Annotated in this window: 14 protein-coding genes; 13 read left to right on the top strand and 1 reads right to left on the bottom strand. The window is 61.7% G+C overall.

Annotation, left to right across the window (positions count from 1 at the left end):
• Nucleotides 1-84 precede the first annotated feature (84 nt).
• Nucleotides 85-561 (top strand): transcription elongation factor GreA, encoded by a 477-nt coding sequence (greA, locus tag NCR93_RS09540; RefSeq protein WP_008342047.1) that lies wholly within the window; start codon nt 85-87, stop codon nt 559-561.
• The gene (locus NCR93_RS09535) at nt 561-1,076 is read left to right on the top strand and encodes a DUF4149 domain-containing protein (RefSeq protein ID WP_008342046.1); all 516 of its coding nucleotides are present in this window, start codon (nt 561-563) and stop codon (nt 1,074-1,076) included. Before greA ends, NCR93_RS09535 begins: the two co-directional genes overlap by 1 nt.
• 56 nt (nt 1,077-1,132) lie before the next feature.
• On the opposite strand, the gene NCR93_RS09530 is transcribed toward NCR93_RS09535, so the two are convergent.
• Entirely contained in the window at nt 1,133-1,669 is a 537-nt protein-coding gene (locus NCR93_RS09530; protein WP_175980371.1) for a YhbY family RNA-binding protein, read from the bottom strand.
• Nucleotides 1,670-1,954: 285 nt separating this feature from the next.
• Between NCR93_RS09530 and NCR93_RS09525 the strand changes: the two genes are divergently transcribed.
• The 11 genes from NCR93_RS09525 (at nt 1,955) to phoR (ending at nt 14,167) form a co-directional block, all read left to right on the top strand.
• On the top strand, nt 1,955-2,617 hold the full coding sequence (locus NCR93_RS09525; RefSeq protein ID WP_008342044.1) for an RlmE family RNA methyltransferase: 663 nt from the start codon (nt 1,955-1,957) through the stop codon (nt 2,615-2,617).
• A 185-nt stretch (nt 2,618-2,802) separates the two neighbouring features.
• A complete protein-coding gene (gene ftsH, locus NCR93_RS09520; protein WP_008342043.1) occupies nt 2,803-4,689 on the top strand; it encodes an ATP-dependent zinc metalloprotease FtsH in 1,887 nt (628 codons plus the stop codon).
• A gap of 209 nt (nt 4,690-4,898) precedes the next feature.
• Nucleotides 4,899-5,699: a dihydropteroate synthase gene (gene folP, locus NCR93_RS09515; RefSeq protein ID WP_175980486.1), complete on the top strand. Its 801-nt coding sequence runs from the start codon at nt 4,899-4,901 to the stop codon at nt 5,697-5,699.
• A 113-nt stretch (nt 5,700-5,812) separates the two neighbouring features.
• Nucleotides 5,813-7,174: a phosphoglucosamine mutase gene (glmM, locus tag NCR93_RS09510; protein WP_008342040.1), complete on the top strand. Its 1,362-nt coding sequence runs from the start codon at nt 5,813-5,815 to the stop codon at nt 7,172-7,174.
• 221 nt (nt 7,175-7,395) lie between these two features.
• Entirely contained in the window at nt 7,396-8,427 is a 1,032-nt protein-coding gene (pstS, locus tag NCR93_RS09505; protein WP_008342038.1) for a phosphate ABC transporter substrate-binding protein PstS, read from the top strand.
• Nucleotides 8,428-8,553: 126 nt separating this feature from the next.
• Entirely contained in the window at nt 8,554-9,537 is a 984-nt protein-coding gene (pstC, locus tag NCR93_RS09500; RefSeq protein ID WP_008342037.1) for a phosphate ABC transporter permease PstC, read from the top strand.
• The gene (pstA, locus tag NCR93_RS09495; RefSeq protein ID WP_008342035.1) at nt 9,537-10,424 is read left to right on the top strand and encodes a phosphate ABC transporter permease PstA; all 888 of its coding nucleotides are present in this window, start codon (nt 9,537-9,539) and stop codon (nt 10,422-10,424) included. The genes pstC and pstA overlap by 1 nt, the downstream gene beginning before the upstream one ends.
• Nucleotides 10,425-10,439: 15 nt before the next feature.
• Nucleotides 10,440-11,300, top strand: a complete 861-nt coding sequence (gene pstB / locus NCR93_RS09490) for a phosphate ABC transporter ATP-binding protein PstB (RefSeq protein WP_008342032.1) — start codon at nt 10,440-10,442, stop codon at nt 11,298-11,300.
• A gap of 38 nt (nt 11,301-11,338) precedes the next feature.
• Nucleotides 11,339-12,043: a phosphate signaling complex protein PhoU gene (phoU, locus tag NCR93_RS09485; protein WP_008342031.1), complete on the top strand. Its 705-nt coding sequence runs from the start codon at nt 11,339-11,341 to the stop codon at nt 12,041-12,043.
• A gap of 45 nt (nt 12,044-12,088) precedes the next feature.
• Nucleotides 12,089-12,790 carry a phosphate regulon transcriptional regulator PhoB gene (gene phoB, locus NCR93_RS09480; RefSeq protein ID WP_008342029.1) on the top strand — a complete coding sequence of 234 codons (702 nt, stop codon included), beginning with the start codon at nt 12,089-12,091 and terminating at the stop codon, nt 12,788-12,790.
• Between the two features lie 63 nt (nt 12,791-12,853).
• Nucleotides 12,854-14,167 (top strand): phosphate regulon sensor histidine kinase PhoR, encoded by a 1,314-nt coding sequence (gene phoR / locus NCR93_RS09475; protein WP_008342027.1) that lies wholly within the window; start codon nt 12,854-12,856, stop codon nt 14,165-14,167.
• The last annotated feature ends 228 nt before the right edge of the window (nt 14,168-14,395 follow it).

The following is a 14,395-nucleotide window of genomic DNA, read 5'->3' as shown; positions in this document are numbered from 1 at the left end:
CCGCGGTTAAGCGGCGTCTCCTGCTCTGTGGGAGATGCGCTTAACCGCGGTAATTTTTTTGACGAAATTGTTTGTGAGTGGTCTATGAGCACGATTCCTTTGACGAAGCGCGGCGCGGAGTTGCTGCGCGACGAATTGCAACGCCTGAAGGCCGTGGAGCGTCCGGCGGTCATCAACGCGATCGCGGAGGCGCGCGCGCAAGGCGACTTGTCGGAAAACGCGGAATACGACGCCGCGAAGGAAAAGCAGGGGTTCATCGAGGGCCGCATCGCGGAAATCGAGTCGAAGCTGGCCGCCGCGCAAGTGATCGATCCGACGCAGGTCGAAGCGGAAGGTCGCGTGGTGTTCGGCGCGACCGTCGAACTCGAGGACCTGGAATCGGGCGACATGGTGACGTATCAGATCGTCGGCGATGACGAAGCCGACATCGATCACGGCCTCATCTCCGTGAGCTCGCCGATCGCGCGCGCGCTGATCGCGAAGTCGGAAGGCGACGTGGCATCGGTGCAGGCGCCGAGCGGCGCACGCGAATACGAGATCATCGCGGTTCGCTACGTCTGATGGAGCACCGGCTCTTTCGCACCATCAGCATGGTCTGGGTCGGCAGTCTGCTGACCCTCGGCCTGGTCGCTGCGCCCGTGCTCTTTTCGATGCTCGACCGCACGTCGGCGGGCTCGGTGGCGGCGCAGCTCTTCCGCATCGAGGCGATCATCGGCGTGATCAGCGCGCTGGTGCTGATCCTCATCGGCAATCGCTTCGTGAAAAGCGGCATCGTCGATTACAAACGCGTGCGGTGGATCGTCGCGGTGATGCTCGTGTGCGTGCTGGTCGGCTATTTCGCCTTGCAGCCGTTCATGAACTCGCTGCGAATGGCGGCGCAGGAAGCGGGCACCGATCTCGCGAGCTCGCCGTATGCGAAGGAGTTCGGCATTCTGCACGGCCTATCCAGCGCGATCTATCTGATCGAATGCCTGTTCGGCATTGCGCTGGTGTGGCGCTTGCCGGGCGCGGCGCCCGTCAAGATCGTGCCGAAGGGGAAATCCGCCAAGGTGGCGGCGAAAAGAGCGCGAAGCTGAATCGCGCTTGCTCGGGACGGCGCGTGCGTTTCATTGGAAATGCACACGCCGTTCGATCATTTGACCGTCTGATGCTGGCGCTTCGAGCTGGTCTGACGTTTCTTCGCGCGCTTCACGTTGCCGCCGGCGGTCACACGTTCGTTGCCCAGTACCTTCAGCGTCTGCTTTTTGGGTTTCTTGAACGCGGGCGCATCGCGGGTGATTTTCACTGCCTTCACCGTGCGCGGCGCGCGGCCCTTCGTCTCGCGTTCGGCGGCTTCGCCTGCGCTCGGAGGCATCGTGCTGCGCGTGCGGGTGGCGCGGGTTTTCGGAGCGGCGCCTTCGGGCCTCCAGATCACGAGCAGCTTGCCGATATGCTGAATAGGCGCGGCGTTCAGGCGATCGCAGATTTCGTCGTAGATTTCGACGCGTGCTTCGCGTTCGTCGCCGAATACGCGGACCTTGATGAGCTGATGCGCTTCCAGGTGGACGTTGATTTCCTTCAGCACGGCATCGGTCAGACCCTCCGCGCCGACGAGCACGACGGGCTTGAGCGCATGGGCCTGGGAGCGCAGATCGGCGCGTTCGGCGGGGGAGAGTTTAAGAGCTGGCATGAGAAATTTCGGACTCGACTAAAATGTGGGCGGCGTGAGGTAGATTCGCGAGGCGGTTTGAACACGCTGCAGCGAAAGCGCACGGCTTCGTGCCGGATCTTCGGCGCATCGGTCGCGCCACCGCCCACCAGAAACAGAACAGGCCGGATGCACGGGTTTTCGGAGCGCGAGCGCGCCGAGGACCGGTCCGGCCGACAAGACGCGTATTATCCGCTAAAAGCCTCGCGCGATGCAGCAAAATACGCACCGGGCGTGCTGTCAGCGCGCCACATGAGCTCAGTTTGAATGGCAAAGAACCGTTTTAATCATTCGTGGTTGCATGACCACATCAACGATCCCTACGTAAAGATGGCGCAGCGCGAGGGCTATCGCGCGCGCGCCGCATACAAGCTGAAGGAGATCGACGAGCAGGACAAACTCATCAAGCCGGGTCAGGTCATCGTCGATCTCGGCTCGACGCCCGGCTCCTGGAGCCAGTACGCGCGCAACAAACTCGCGCAGGGCGCGAAGCGCGATGCCGAGCGCCAGGGCGGCATCGACGGCACGATCATCGCGCTGGATATTCTGCCGATGGAGCCGATTTCGGACGTCACGTTCATCCAGGGCGACTTTCGCGAGGACGAAGTGCTCGCGCAACTCGATGAAATCGTCGGCGAGCGTCAGGTGGACCTTGTAATCTCCGACATGGCCCCCAACCTCTCAGGCGTGGCGAGTGCGGATGCCGCGCGCATCGAGCATCTATGCGATCTGGCGCTGGAGTTCGCGCAGAACCATCTGAAACCGGAGGGTGCGCTGCTGGTCAAATGTTTTCACGGCAGCGGATACAGCCAGATCGTTGAGAAGTTCAAGCAACAGTTCAAGGTGGTTGCGCCACGCAAGCCGAAAGCTTCTCGCGACAAATCGTCGGAGACTTTTATTCTCGGGCGGCGGCTCAAGCAACCGAACTGAACGGCCCGCTCGAGCGATTCGGCGAATTACGGCGATATTTTCGCGGAATATGCCGAAAAAAACCTCTCTGCCGCTATTTGTGCGGTAGTTAAACCTTATGGCAGGGGTTAGCGGTCTGGATTAGAATGCTTTGGTGGCGTCGCAAGGTTTATGTAGGCGCCCGTCTATGAGTGAGGAGTGGTGCTTTGAACAACAATATGTTCTCTAAAGCGGCAGTGTGGCTCGTGATCGCACTGGTGCTGTTTACGGTGTTCAAGCAGTTCGATAAGCCCCGCGTCCAGGAAGGTGTGTCCTATTCGCAGTTCATGGACGACGCGAAGAACGGCAAAGTCAAGAACGTCACCGTTCAGGGCCGCAATCTGACGGTCACTCCGAACGACGGCCAGAAGTACCAGATCGTGTCGCCCGGCGACATATGGATGGTCGGCGACTTGATGAAATACGGCGTTCAGGTCAGCGGCAAGGCTGACGATGAACCGAATGCGCTCGTCTCCGCTCTGTACTACCTCGGACCTACGATCCTGATCATCGGCTTCTGGTTCTACATGATGAGGCAGATGCAGGGAGGCGGCAAAGGCGGGGCGTTTTCGTTCGGGAAGTCGCGAGCGCGGCTGATCGACGAAAACAACAACGCAATCAATTTCACCGACGTCGCGGGTTGCGACGAAGCCAAGGAAGAAGTCTCGGAACTCGTGGACTTCCTGCGCGACCCGCAGAAATTCCAAAAGCTCGGCGGACGCATTCCGCGCGGCGTGCTGCTGGTCGGCCCGCCGGGAACCGGTAAGACGCTGCTGGCGCGCGCCATCGCGGGCGAAGCGAAAGTGCCGTTCTTCAGCATTTCGGGTTCGGACTTCGTCGAAATGTTCGTCGGCGTGGGCGCGGCTCGTGTGCGCGACATGTTCGAGCAGGCGAAGAAGCATGCGCCGTGTATCGTGTTCATCGACGAAATCGACGCGGTCGGCCGTCATCGCGGCGCCGGCATGGGCGGCGGCAACGACGAGCGCGAGCAGACGCTGAACCAGATGCTCGTCGAGATGGACGGCTTCGAGGCGAATTCCGGTGTGATCGTGATCGCGGCGACGAACCGTTCGGACGTGCTGGACAAGGCGCTGCTCCGTCCGGGCCGTTTCGACCGTCAGGTCTATGTCGGTCTGCCGGATATCCGCGGCCGCGAGCACATCATGAAGGTGCACCTGCGCAAGGTGCCTATCGCGAACGACGTCGATGCATCGGTCATCGCGCGCGGCACGCCGGGTTTCTCGGGCGCCGATCTCGCGAATCTCGTGAACGAGGCTGCGCTGTTCGCGGCGCGTCGCGGCAAGCGCATCGTCGAGATGCAGGATTTCGAGGACGCGAAGGACAAGATCTTCATGGGTCCGGAGCGCAAATCGGCTGTGATGCGCGAAGAAGAGCGTCGCAATACGGCATACCACGAGTCGGGTCACGCGGTGGTTGCGAAGCTGCTTCCGCATGCCGATCCGGTGCACAAGGTCACGATCATGCCGCGCGGCTGGGCGCTGGGCGTTACGTGGCAGTTGCCCGAGCATGACCGCGTGAACCTGTATCGCGACAAGATGCTGGAGGAAATCGCGATCCTGTTCGGTGGCCGCGCAGCGGAGGAAGTGTTCCTGAATTCGATGTCGACCGGTGCGTCGAACGACTTCGAGCGCGCAACGAAGATGGCGCGCGACATGGTGACGCGCTACGGCATGTCCGACGTGCTCGGCACGATGGTCTACGTCGATACGGAAGACAACGGCATGTTCGGCAAGATGGGCGCGAAGTCGGTGTCCGAAGCCACGCAGCAGAAGGTCGATGCGGAAATCCGCCGCATCCTCGACGAGCAATATGCGCTCGCCCGGAAGCTGCTGGAAGACAACCGCGACAAGGTCGAAGCGATGACCAAGGCGCTGCTCGAATGGGAAACCATCGACGCGGACCAGATTGGCGACATCATGTCGGATCGTCCGCCGCGTCCGCCGAAGAACATGCCGCCGCCGTCCGGCGACACGCCATCCGGTGGTAGCAGCGGCACCGAGGTCAAACCGGGCAACGCGCCGGCAACGGCCTGAGTTTCCTGCATGAGTTCATGGGCCGGTGTGCATAGCACGCCGGCCCATTTTCACTTTATGGCGTCCGTTTTTAATCAGGTGCTGAACGCGGCGCCGTCTCCGTCCCTCCGTTCCGTTCTATCCGCTTGGCCACTTCAACCCCATCCCCGATTTCAGCCGCGCCGCTCCAATGCGGACGCTTCACGCTGACCTTCGACCGCCCGCTCGTCATGGGCATTCTCAACGTTACGCCGGACTCGTTCTCCGATGGCGGCCGCTTCATTTCGCGCGACGCCGCACTGGCTCGCGCCGAGCAGATGCTCGCCGACGGCGCCGACATGATCGATATCGGCGGTGAATCCACGCGTCCCGGCGCGCCGCCCGTGCCGCTCGACGAGGAACTCGAGCGCGTGGTGCCGATAGTCGAGGCATTGCGCGCCGTTCGAGTGCCGCTTTCCGTCGACACGTACAAACCAGCCGTGATGCGCGCCGCGCTCGACGCCGGCGCGGACATGATCAACGACATCTGGGGCTTGCGTCAGGACGGCGCGATCGACGCCGTCAAGGGCAGCAACTGCGGACTTTGCGTGATGCACATGCTCGGCGAGCCGCGCACAATGCAGCTTCACGAGCCGGTGTACGAAGACGTCGTCGCCGACGTGCGCGCGTTCTTCGCGGAGCGCGTCGCCGCACTCGGGCGCGCGGGCATTGCGACAGACCGCATCAGTCTCGATCCGGGTTACGGCTTCGGCAAGACGGTCGAGCATAATTACGCGTTGCTCGCGCATCTCACGGACACGTCGCCCGCCGGGACGAACTTTCCGTTGCTCGCGGGCATGTCGCGCAAGTCGATGCTTGGCGCCGTCACCGGACGCGGCGCGGGCGAGCGGCTCGCGGCGAGCGTCGCCGCGGCGGTGTGCGCGGCAGAGCGGGGCGCGGCCATCATCCGCGTCCACGATGTCGCCGAAACCGTCGATGCGCTGAAAGTCTGGCAGGCAACAAAGAATGCTGCCGGGAATGGGCATTATTGACACTGGCCTCATTCATCAGCAATTTGGGCGCAGGCGCGCGCCGATAGAACTCATTAACTAAAATCGTGGACCGATACGATGCGCCGAACGGTCGCGAGGAGGGTCAAGCAACAATGGCACGTCAATATTTTGGAACCGACGGCATCCGCGGCCGCGTAGGCGTCGCGCCGATCACGCCGGATTTCGTACTCAAGCTCGGCTACGCGGCCGGAAAGGTGCTTGCGGGCGCCGACCGCGCACAGCAAAAGAAGGGCAATCGTCCGACGGTATTGATCGGCAAGGACACGCGCGTGTCGGGCTACATGCTCGAAGCCGCGCTGGAATCCGGCTTTTCGGCGGCGGGTGTCGACGTGATGCTGGCCGGCCCGATGCCGACGCCTGGCGTCGCCTATCTGACGCGTGCACTGCGGCTGTCGGCGGGCGTCGTGATCAGCGCGTCGCACAATCCGTACGACGACAACGGCATCAAATTTTTCTCCGCCGACGGCAACAAGCTGCCCGACGAAGTCGAACTGGAAATCGAGCGCCAGCTCGAGCAGCCGATGGAATGCGCGCCTTCCGAGCGCCTCGGTAAAGCCCGGCGTCTGGATGATGCAGGCGGACGCTACATCGAATTCTGCAAGAGCACCTTTCCCGCGAGTTTCGACTTGCGCGGTCTGAAGCTCGTCGTCGATTGCGCGCACGGCGCCGCATATGACGTCGCGCCGCACGTTTTCCATGAACTCGGCGCGGAAGTCGTGTCGATCGGCGTGTCGCCGAACGGCTTCAACATCAACGACGGCGTTGGCGCGACCGCCCCGGACGCGCTCGTGCGCGCGGTGGTCGAGCACAAGGCGGATATCGGCATCGCGCTCGACGGCGACGCGGACCGTCTGCAGGTCGTCGATTCGTCCGGCCGTCTCTATAACGGCGACGAATTGCTCTACGTGCTGGTCAAGGATCGCATCGCGACCGATGGCAAGGTGGAAGGCGCAGTCGGCACGCTGATGACCAACATGGCCGTCGAGGTGGCGCTGAAGGAGGCGGGCGTGCAGTTCGTGCGCGCGGCGGTCGGCGACCGCTACGTCCTCGAAAAATTGCGCGAGAACGGCTGGCTGCTGGGCGCGGAAGGCTCGGGCCACATCCTTTCGCTGGACCGTCACTCGACCGGCGACGGCATCGTCTCGGCGCTCCTCGTGCTAGCAGCGATCCAGCGCAGCGGCAAGTCGCTCGCCGATCTGCTTCGCGGCGTCAGCCTGTTCCCGCAAAAGCTCATCAACGTGCGGATGAGCGCGGGCGCGGACTGGAAAGGCAGCGCCGCGATTCGCCGCGCGGTCGAGCAAGCCGAGCAATCCCTCCAATCGCACGGCCGCGTCTTGATTCGCGCGTCGGGAACCGAACCGGTCTTGCGCGTGATGGTGGAAGCATCGGCGCAACAGGACGCGGTTCGATACGCGGAAACGATTGCGCAGGTCGTAAAGGACGCGACTTCGTAGGCGTTCACTGAAGTTCGTCGCGTTTCGCTAAAAGCGGGCTTCGGCCCGCTTTTTTATTTGCGCCGCTGGCTTGACGGATCGGCTGTGATCAAACTTTCAGCACGTAAGCGCATTGACATGCTGGCTTCACGATTAGTCATATTACTGTCACAGACTCCTCCTATATTTCGCGGTGTCGTCTACACGCTCACGCGACACACGCTCACTACTGGAGATTAAGAATGAAATTGATGCAAACCGCGCTGGCCGGCCTGATTGGTGCAGTGTTCGCCATCTCCGCTCAAGCAGCCGACATCACCGGCGCGGGTTCCACCTTTGCAGCGCCGATCTACACGAAGTGGGCGGACGCCTACCAGAAAACGGGCGGCGGCAAGGTGAACTACCAAGGCATCGGCTCGTCGGGCGGTATCAAGCAAATCATCGCGAAGACCGTGGATTTCGCGGGCTCGGACGCTCCGCTGAAAGACGACGAACTCGCGAAGAACGGCCTGTTCCAGTTCCCGACGGTCGTCGGCGGCGTGGTGCCGGTCATCAACGTGCCGGGCGTGAAGGCTGGCGAAGTGACGCTATCGGGCCAGGTGCTCGGCGACATCTACCTCGGCAAGATCAAGAAGTGGAACGACCCGGAAATCGCCGCGCTGAACCCGAAGGTCAAGCTGCCGGATACGGACATCGCGGTCGTGCGGCGCGCCGACGGCTCCGGCACGAGCTTCATCTGGACGAACTATCTGTCGAAGGTGAACACCGAGTGGAAGTCGAAGGTCGGCGAAGGTTCGACGGTCAACTGGCCGACGGGCACGGGCGGCAAGGGCAACGACGGCGTCGCGGCATTCGTGCAGCGTCTGCCGGGCGCGATCGGCTACGTCGAATGGGCGTACGCGAAGCAGAACAAGATGACCTACGTCGGCATGAAGAATTCGGCCGGCACGGTCGTCGAGCCGAAGACCGACACGTTCAAGGCAGCGGCAGCGGGCGCGGACTGGTCGAAGTCGTTCTATCAGATTCTGACGGACGAGCCGGGCAAGAACGCATGGCCGATCGTCGGCGCGACCTTCGTGCTGCTGCACGCGACGCAAGAGAAGCCGGCGCAGGGCACGGAAACGCTGAAATTCTTCGACTGGGCGTTCAAGAACGGCGGCCAGGCTGCGAACGATCTCGACTATATCTCGCTGCCGGATTCGGTCGTCGCCGAAATCAAGACGCAATGGAAGGCGAAGGTCAAGGACGCATCGGGCAAGGCGGTCGCGGAATAAGGGAAGCAAGCAGTCGTTTGAAACTGTCCTAAGCTTCTGATTCGCGGGACAGCAACGCAGCAAGGAAGCCGCGCGGCGAGCCAACGTTCGCCGCGCGGTCTGACACGTAGCGAAACCAAGGCTCCCATGTCGGACATCAACCTATCGTCGGCCGTGCCGGCGGCGCATACGCAGCGCGCGCCGAGCCGCATCGGCGACATCATTTTCGGCGGCGTGACGCGGCTTGCGGCTGTCATCACGCTGCTCCTGCTCGGCGGCATCATCGTTTCGCTGATCATCGCGTCGATGCCGACCATTCAGAAATTCGGCCTCTCGTTCCTCTGGCGTTCGGAATGGGATCCGCCCAGCGACTCGTTCGGGGCGCTCGTGCCCATCTACGGCACGATTGCGACGTCGATCATCGCGCTCATCATCGCGGTGCCGGTGAGCTTCGGCATCGCGCTCTTTCTGACCGAACTGTCGCCCGCGTGGCTGCGCCGTCCGCTCGGCGTCGCGATCGAACTTCTCGCGGCGATTCCGTCGATCGTCTACGGCATGTGGGGCCTGCTCGTGTTCGCGCCGATCTTCGCGCAATACTTCGAAAAGCCCCTCGGCAAGCTGCTCGGCGACGTGCCCCTGATCGGCATCTTCTTTCAAGGCGCGCCGATCGGCATCGGCATTCTGTGCGCCGGCGTGATTCTCGCGATCATGATCATTCCGTACATCGCATCCGTGATGCGCGACGTGTTCGAAGTGACGCCCGTGCTGCTGAAGGAATCGGCATACGGCATCGGCTGCACGACGTGGGAAGTCATGTGGAAGATCGTGCTGCCCTATACGCGCGCCGGCGTGATCGGCGGCGTCATGCTCGGCCTCGGCCGCGCGCTCGGCGAGACGATGGCTGTGACGTTCGTCATCGGCAATACGAACCTGCTCGACAACGTGTCGCTCTTCTCGCCCGGCAACAGCATCACCTCGGCGCTCGCGAACGAATTCGCGGAAGCGAGTCCGGGCCTGCATACGTCGGCGTTGATGGAGCTCGGTCTGATTCTTTTCGTCATCACGTTCTTCGTGCTCGCGCTCTCGAAGCTGATGCTTCTGCGCATGGAACGCGGGGAGGGCCGTAAATAATGAGCCGTCCCGCTACGTTCAACCAGGATTCGAGCCGCGTGGAAGCCACGCGTCAGAAGCTGCAGCGCCGCCGCCGCGGCACGAACGCGGTTGCGCTGACGCTCTCGCTCGCCGCGATGGCCTTCGGCCTCATCTGGCTCGTGTGGATTCTCTTCACGACGCTCAGGCTCGGCATCGGCGGGTTGTCGGTCGATCTGTTCACGCAATCGACGCCGCCGCCGAACACCGATGGCGGCGGTCTCGCCAACGCGATCGTCGGCTCGCTGATGCTCGTCGTGCTCGCAACGTTCGTCGGCACGCCGCTCGGCATTCTCGCGGGCGTCTACCTCGCGGAGTACGGCCAGAAGCGCTGGCTCGCGAGCGTCACGCGCTTCATCAACGACATCTTGCTGTCGGCGCCTTCGATCGTCGTCGGTCTCTTCGTGTATGCGATCGTCGTCGCGAAGATGGGCCGCTTCTCGGGCTGGGCCGGCGTGATCGCGCTGGCGCTGCTGCAGATTCCGATCGTGATCCGCACGACGGAAAACATGCTGAAGCTCGTGCCGAACGCATTGCGCGAAGCCGCGTTCGCACTCGGTACGCCCAAGTGGAAGATGGTGATGTCGATCACGCTGAAGGCGTCGGTGGGCGGCATCGTGACGGGCGTGTTGCTGGCGGTCGCGCGTATCGCGGGCGAAACCGCGCCGCTGCTTTTCACGGCGCTGTCGAATCAATTTTTCTCGTGGGACATGAACCAGCCGGTGGCCAATTTGCCGGTGACGATCTACAAGTTCGCGATGAGTCCGTTCCCGCAGTGGCAATCGCTCGCGTGGGCCGGTGTGTTCCTGATTACGCTCGGCGTGCTGGGTCTGAATATCCTGGCGCGCGCGATCTTCTCGAAGAAATAAGGGTGGAGTGATTCCATGAACATGGTCGAAAGCGGTGTCAACCACCAGGAAAAGCAGATCGAGCGCGGACCGGTGCCGGGCAGCGTGCGCCCGACGCACAGTTCGCAGCCTGCCGATTCCATCAAGCCGAAGATCGAGGTGAACAACCTCAACTTCTTCTACAACAAGTATCACGCGCTGAAGAACATCAACCTGCGCATTCCCGAGAAGAAAGTGACGGCGTTCATCGGTCCGTCGGGCTGCGGCAAGTCCACGCTTCTGCGCACGTTCAACAAGATGTATGCGCTTTATCCGGAGCAGCGCGCCGAAGGCGAAATCCTGATGGACGGCACGAACCTGCTCGACACGACGAAGGATATTTCGCTCCTGCGCGCGCGCGTCGGCATGGTGTTCCAGAAGCCGACGCCGTTCCCGATGTCGATCTACGACAACATCGCGTTCGGCGTGAAGATGTTCGAGCAACTGTCGCGCTCGGAAATGGATGACCGCGTCGAATGGGCGCTCACGAAAGCCGCGCTCTGGACCGAAGTAAAGGACAAGTTGCAGCAAAGCGGCTACGGTCTGTCGGGTGGCCAGCAGCAGCGTCTGTGCATCGCGCGCGGCATCGCGATTCGTCCGGAAGTGCTGCTGCTGGACGAACCTTGCTCGGCGCTCGACCCGATTTCGACGGGCCGTATCGAAGAGCTGATCGCCGAACTGAAAAGCGATTACACGGTTGTCATCGTCACGCACAACATGCAGCAGGCGGCGCGTTGTTCGGACTACACTGCCTATATGTATCTCGGTGAATTGATCGAGTTCGGCGACACCGAAAAGATCTTCATCAAGCCGGCCCGCAAGGAAACGGAAGACTACATCACGGGCCGCTTCGGCTGATCGTCAGCCAGGTGAAACAGAAGGCTTAAGGAGCATATATGTCCGATAAACATCTTTCGAGCCAGTTCGACGCCGATCTCAACGCGGTGTCGTCGAAAGTGCTGGAAATGGGCGGTCTGGTCGAGTCGCAGATCATCGCGGCGATGCAGGCGCTGAACGAATTCGACATCGGCATCGCGGATCAGGTGATCGCGGCCGAAGCGCGTCTGAACATGATGGAAGTCGAGATCGACGAAGAGTGCAGCAACATCATCGCGCGCCGTCAGCCGGCTGCGCGTGACTTGCGTCTGTTGATGGCGATCTCGAAGACGATCACGAATCTCGAACGCGCCGGCGACGAAGCGGAGAAGATCGCCAAGCGCGTGAAGCGCATCAACGAAGACGGCGCGGGCCGCACGGTGAACATCGCCGAGATCAAGCTGTCGGGCGAAATGGCGGTATCGATCCTGCGCCGCGCGCTCGATGCGTTCGCGCGTCTCGACACGGTTGCCGCCGCGCAGATCGTGCGCGACGACAAGGCCATCGACGAGGAATTCCGCGCCTTCGTGCGCAAGCTCGTGACGTACATGATGGAAGATCCGCGCACGATTTCGGCGGGCCTCGATTATCTGTTCATCGCGAAAGCGGTGGAGCGCATCGGCGATCACGCGAAGAACATCGCTGAGTTCATCATCTACATCGTCAAGGGCACCGACGTGCGGCATATTTCGCGCGATCAGCTCGAACGTGAGGCGCTGAGTTAATCGCGCGCAATCGTTTCATTTCAAGCAAAAGGTCAAGAGGTGCCGATGCCCAGCAGTATCCTCGTCGTCGAAGACGAACCCGCGATCTCCGAACTGATTTCGGTGAACCTTCAACATGCGGGACATTGCCCGATTCGTGCGTATAACGCGGAACAGGCGCAAAACCTGATCAGCGACGTGCTGCCCGATCTCGTGTTGCTCGACTGGATGTTGCCGGGCAAGTCGGGCATCGCGTTCGCGCGAGAGCTGCGCAACAACGAGCGCACGAAGCACATTCCGATCATCATGCTGACAGCGCGCGGCGACGAGCAGGACAAGGTGCTCGGCCTCGAAATCGGCGCGGACGATTACGTCACGAAGCCGTTCTCGCCGAAGGAACTGATGGCGCGCATCAAGGCGGTGTTGCGCCGGCGCGCGCCGCAGTTGACCGAAGACGTCGTCGCGATCAACGGGCTGCGTCTCGATCCGGCGACGCATCGCGTGGCGGCGAGTCATTCGGGCAACGACATCAAGCTCGATCTCGGTCCGACGGAATTTCGCCTGCTGCACTTTTTCATGACGCATCCTGAGCGCGTGCACAGCCGCACGCAATTGCTGGATCAGGTGTGGGGCGATCACGTGTTCGTCGAAGAGCGCACGGTCGATGTGCATATCAAGCGTCTGCGTGCTGCGCTCAAGCCGGCGGGTTGCGATGCTATGATCGAAACGGTGCGCGGCAGCGGATACCGGCTTGCGAAGAGCGCCTGAGTTCTGCTTCAACGTTATCCGCTTTAACTTGCCGCATCAACGTCACTCAGACTCACCGACAACATGAACATCATCTGGACGCGTGCGATCGTGTCCCTCGCGCTGCTCGCCGCGCTCTGCGCCGCGATCGGCGCATTCGCGGGCTTGCGCATCGCGCTTGCCTTCGCGGTGCTCATGCTCGTCGTGCAGGGCTTCTTCGTCACGTATCACATGCAGCGCCTCTGGCGTCTGCTCGAAGCGCCGGTCTACGGCGAGGTGCCGAGCGCCCTCGGCATCTGGGGCGAGATCTACTATCGCCTGCACAAGCTCGCGAAGCGCTGGCACGCGCAAGTGCGTCAGGTCGAGCAACAGCATGCGCGCTTCATTCAGGCGATCCAGGCGTCACCGAACGGCGTCGCGATGCTCGACGATCACGATCAGATCGAGTGGTGTAACGACATCGCCGAGAAGCACTTCGGTCTCGATGCGAAGCGCGACTTGCGCCAGCACATCACGCATCTCGTGCGCAATCCCGATTTCGTCCGCTATCTGAACGCGCACCACTACGAAGAGATGCTCGTGATGCGCGGCATGGGCGTGAATCGCAAATACACGGTTTCGGTGCAGGTGTTTCCGTACGGCGACAATCGCAAGCTGCTTCTGACGCAAGACATTACCGAACTGGAGCGCACGGATTCGATGCGCCGCGATTTCGTCGCCAATGTCTCGCATGAGTTGAAGACGCCGCTTACCGTGCTATCCGGCTTTCTCGAAACCATGCGTGAGTTGCCGCTCGATGAAGCCGATCGCATGCGTTATCTCGACATGATGGAGCAGCAGGCGTCGCGCATGCAGAACATCGTGCGCGATCTGCTCGTGCTCGCGAATCTCGAAGGCGACATGCGGCCGCCTGGCGATGAACTGCTGGATATGCGCGCCGTGCTGCGTCATTTGGAAGACGACGCGAACAATCTGTCGAACGGGCGCCATCGCATCACGTTTCATAGCGACGATGCGCTGACGGTTGCGGGCGTCGAGACCGAAGTGATGAGCGCGCTCGGCAATCTCGTGACCAACGCCGTGCGTTATACGCCTGATGGCGGGACCATCGAGGTGACGTGGCAGCGCATGAAGGATCGTGCGGTTTTCACGGTGCGGGATACGGGGCTCGGGATTCCTGCGGAGCATATTCCGCGTTTGACGGAGCGGTTTTATCGAGTGGATCGGAGCCGGTCGCGGGATACGGGGGGGACAGGGCTTGGGCTTGCCATCGTCAAGCATGTGCTGCAACGGCACGGTGCAGAGCTCGACGTTAAAAGCGAAGTGGGGAAGGGGAGTATGTTTATCGTGAGGTTTCCGGGGTCGCGGACAGCGTTTAGGAAGTCGCTTGCGGCTTGAGTGGGTTCTGGTGATTGTCGCCGGATCCCGTTGTCGTGTCGGGCTTGTGCTTGTTTGCTTCCGCTTTCGTAGAATCCTGTTTTCGCGTCGGTCTATTAGCACTGCCCCTGTGCGGGGCGGCAGTCACTTTCTTTGCTGCTGCAAAGAAAGTAACTGTATTGAGCGTCAAGGGTTGAGTTGGTAAGGATCATGGTTTTGGGGGATTCCAAGTTGTGCCGTCGCGCATCA

It is taken from the genome of Caballeronia sp. ATUFL_F1_KS39 (assembly GCF_023630985.1).
GTDB classification, from domain to species: Bacteria; Pseudomonadota; Gammaproteobacteria; order Burkholderiales; family Burkholderiaceae; genus Caballeronia; species Caballeronia zhejiangensis.
The sequence above is the reverse complement of the archived record's forward strand: the minus strand, read 5'-3'. Positions and strand labels throughout refer to the sequence as shown.